The organism is Pseudomonas sp. PS01299 (assembly GCF_029960145.1).
GTDB classification, from domain to species: domain Bacteria; phylum Pseudomonadota; class Gammaproteobacteria; order Pseudomonadales; family Pseudomonadaceae; genus Aquipseudomonas; species Aquipseudomonas putida_A.
The window spans coordinates 1-2,547 of the sequence record NZ_JASCPO010000429.1 but is presented as its reverse complement, the minus strand read 5'-3'; the positions used below and the strand labels follow the sequence as shown (position 1 = coordinate 2,547).

Here is a 2,547-nt window from a genome sequence, read left to right as displayed (position 1 = left end):
GCCCGCTCCCACATGGGATTTGTGTACGACGCAGATCCAATGTGGGAGCGGGCTTGCTCGCGAAGCTTTTGGCGTTACAACTGGTAGTTCTTCAGCTCCCGCGCAATTACCATCCGCTGAATCTCGCTCGACCCCTCGTAGATCTGGGTAATCCGCGCATCGCGGTAGTACTTCTCGACCGGATAGTCCTCCAGATACCCATACCCGCCATGAATCTGAATCGCCGAGGAGCAGACCTTTTCGGCCATTTCCGAGGCGAACAGTTTGGCCTGTGAGGCCTCCGACAGGCACGGTTTGCCCGCCGTGCGCAGGCGCGCCGCATGCAGGATCATCAGTCGCGCCGCGTTGATTTGCATGTGCATGTCGGCCAGCAGGTTGGCGATGCTCTGGTGTTCGTTGATCGGCTTGCCGAACTGGATGCGATCGCGGGAATACACCAGCGCCGCTTCAAACGCGGCCCGGGCGATGCCCAAGGCTTGCGCGGCGATGCCGATGCGGCCGCCTTCGAGGTTGGACAGGGCAATCGCCAGACCCTTGCCGCGCTCGCCGAGCAGATTGGCCTCGGGAATGCTGCAGTTGTTCAGGGTCACCGCGCAGGTGTCGGAGGCGCGGATGCCCATTTTGTGTTCGGTGCGATCGACGATGAAACCCGGGGTATCGGTCGGTACGAGGAACGCGGAAATGCCTTTCTTGCCCAGATCCGGATCCGTCACCGCAAACACGATTGCCAGTTTCGCCCGTTTGCCATTGCTGACGAATTGCTTGGCGCCGTTGATCACCCACTGGCCGTCGCGCAGTTCGGCGCGGGTGCGCAGGTTGTGCGCTTCGGAGCCGGCCTGCGGTTCAGTGAGGCAGAAGCAGCCAATCGTCTGGCCACTGGCGAGATCCGCCAGCCAGGTCTGTTTCTGCGTTTCGCTGCCGTAGTTCATGACCGGGCCGCAGCCCACCGAATTGTGGATGCTCATGAACGCACCGGTGGCGCCGTCGCTGGCAGAAATCTCTTCCACCGCCAGCGCATAGGCCACGTAATCGACGTAAGTGCCGCCCCATTCCTCGGGCACCACCATGCCGAGCAAACCGAGTTCGCCCATCTTCGCCACCAGTGTGTCGTCGATCCAGCCGGCCTTTTCCCAGGCTTGCGCATGCGGCGCGATTTCGCCACGGGCGAAGTCTCGGGCCATGTCGCGGATCATCACTTGTTCTTCAGTCAGTTCGAGATCGTGCATGGCTCAGCTCCCGCTCTCAGTAAAACCGTGAAAGAAACTCGCGACATGCCCGGCGTCCAGCGCAGCAAGGGTCGGCGGGTTCCAGCGTGGTGTCTTGTCTTTGTCGATCAGCAGGGCGCGCACGCCCTCGATCAGGTCGCCGCGTGCGAACCACTGGCGATCCAGATGCAGTTCGAGGGCGAAACAGTGTTCCAGGCTCAGGTGCCGACCGCGCCGGAGCATCTCCAGGGTCACGGCCATCGCCAGTGGCGAGCGGGTCTCCAGCAGGTCAGCGGTGCTCGTCGCCCACTCGTGGCTGTCGGCGACGGTGACTGCGCGCAGTTGCTCGACAATGCTCGGCACGTCCGGCAGGGCGAAGAAGTGGTCGATGGCCGGGCGCAGTTTCTCCAGCGGCGCATCGGCGAGGGTTTGCACGCCGTTTTTCGCCAGCAGGCCCTGCAGATCCTTGAGCGGCGTGTCGCGCCATTCCAGGTGATCGAGTTGTTCGTCGAGGCTCGACAATTTGCTGCTGTCGACAAACCAGTCGGCCAGCCCGCAGTACAACGCATCGGCCGCGCGAATCTGCACGCCGCTGACGCCCAGATAGATCCCCAGTTCACCGGGAATCCGTGAGAGGAAATAGCTGCCGCCGACATCGGGGAAATACCCGATCGCCACTTCCGGCATCGCCAGACGACTCTTTTCGGTGACCACCCGCAGATCGGCACCTTGCACCAGGCCCATGCCGCCGCCGAGGACGAAACCGTCCATCAAGGCCAGCACCGGTTTGCGGTAATGATGAAGCGTCAGGTCGAGGGCGTATTCCTCGACGAAGAAATCTTCGTGCAGCGTGTCGCCGCTTTTGAAGCTGTCGTACAGCGAACGGATATCGCCACCGGCACAGAACGCCTTCTCACCGGCACCGCGCAGCACCACGGCGTGCACGCTGGCGTCAGTCGCCCAGGCATCGAGTTGCTGCTGCAACTGACGAACCATGTCGAGGGTGATGGCGTTGAGACCGGCGGGGCGGTTGAGGGTCAGGTGACCGATGTGATTGCGAACCTCGGCCAGCACTTCGTCTGGCGTGGCATCCATGGACGGCGTCCGCGGGGATGAAGCCTGAGCAGTCATCACTAACTCCCTGCTTTTATTGTCTTTATTCGAGAAGCTCGCGCGCGAGCGTTGACGGATCGTAACAGTGCAAATTTGCCGTGTACAACCGGGATATGTGCAGGGGGAGTTTGCGTTTTTGCAGCAGGTTGAGGATTGCCTTTGTGGCGAGGGAGCTTGCTCTCGCCGGGTTGCGAAGCGGCCCGACACCGCGGGTTTACGACTGCTGCGC

The 2,547-nt window shown here is 62.0% G+C and carries 2 protein-coding genes; both read right to left on the bottom strand.

The genetic code is table 11. From position 1 onward, the window contains the following. Positions 1 to 74: 74 nt before the first annotated feature. Positions 75 to 1,226 carry an acyl-CoA dehydrogenase family protein gene (locus QMX91_RS30670; RefSeq protein ID WP_282413865.1) on the bottom strand — a complete coding sequence of 384 codons (1,152 nt, stop codon included), beginning with the start codon at positions 1,224 to 1,226 and terminating at the stop codon, positions 75 to 77. 3 nt (positions 1,227 to 1,229) lie between these two features. Further along, the gene (locus tag QMX91_RS30665) at positions 1,230 to 2,336 is read right to left on the bottom strand and encodes an enoyl-CoA hydratase/isomerase family protein (protein ID WP_135295775.1); all 1,107 of its coding nucleotides are present in this window, start codon (positions 2,334 to 2,336) and stop codon (positions 1,230 to 1,232) included. Positions 2,337 to 2,547: the final 211 nt, after the last annotated feature.

What these genes read in the sequence shown, in the direction of transcription:
- QMX91_RS30665 (WP_135295775.1), bottom strand. Translation starts at nt 2,336, where the DNA reads ATGACTGCTCAGGCTTCATCCCCGCGGACGCCGTCCATGGATGCCACG.
- QMX91_RS30670 (WP_282413865.1), bottom strand. Translation starts at nt 1,226, where the DNA reads ATGCACGATCTCGAACTGACTGAAGAACAAGTGATGATCCGCGACATG.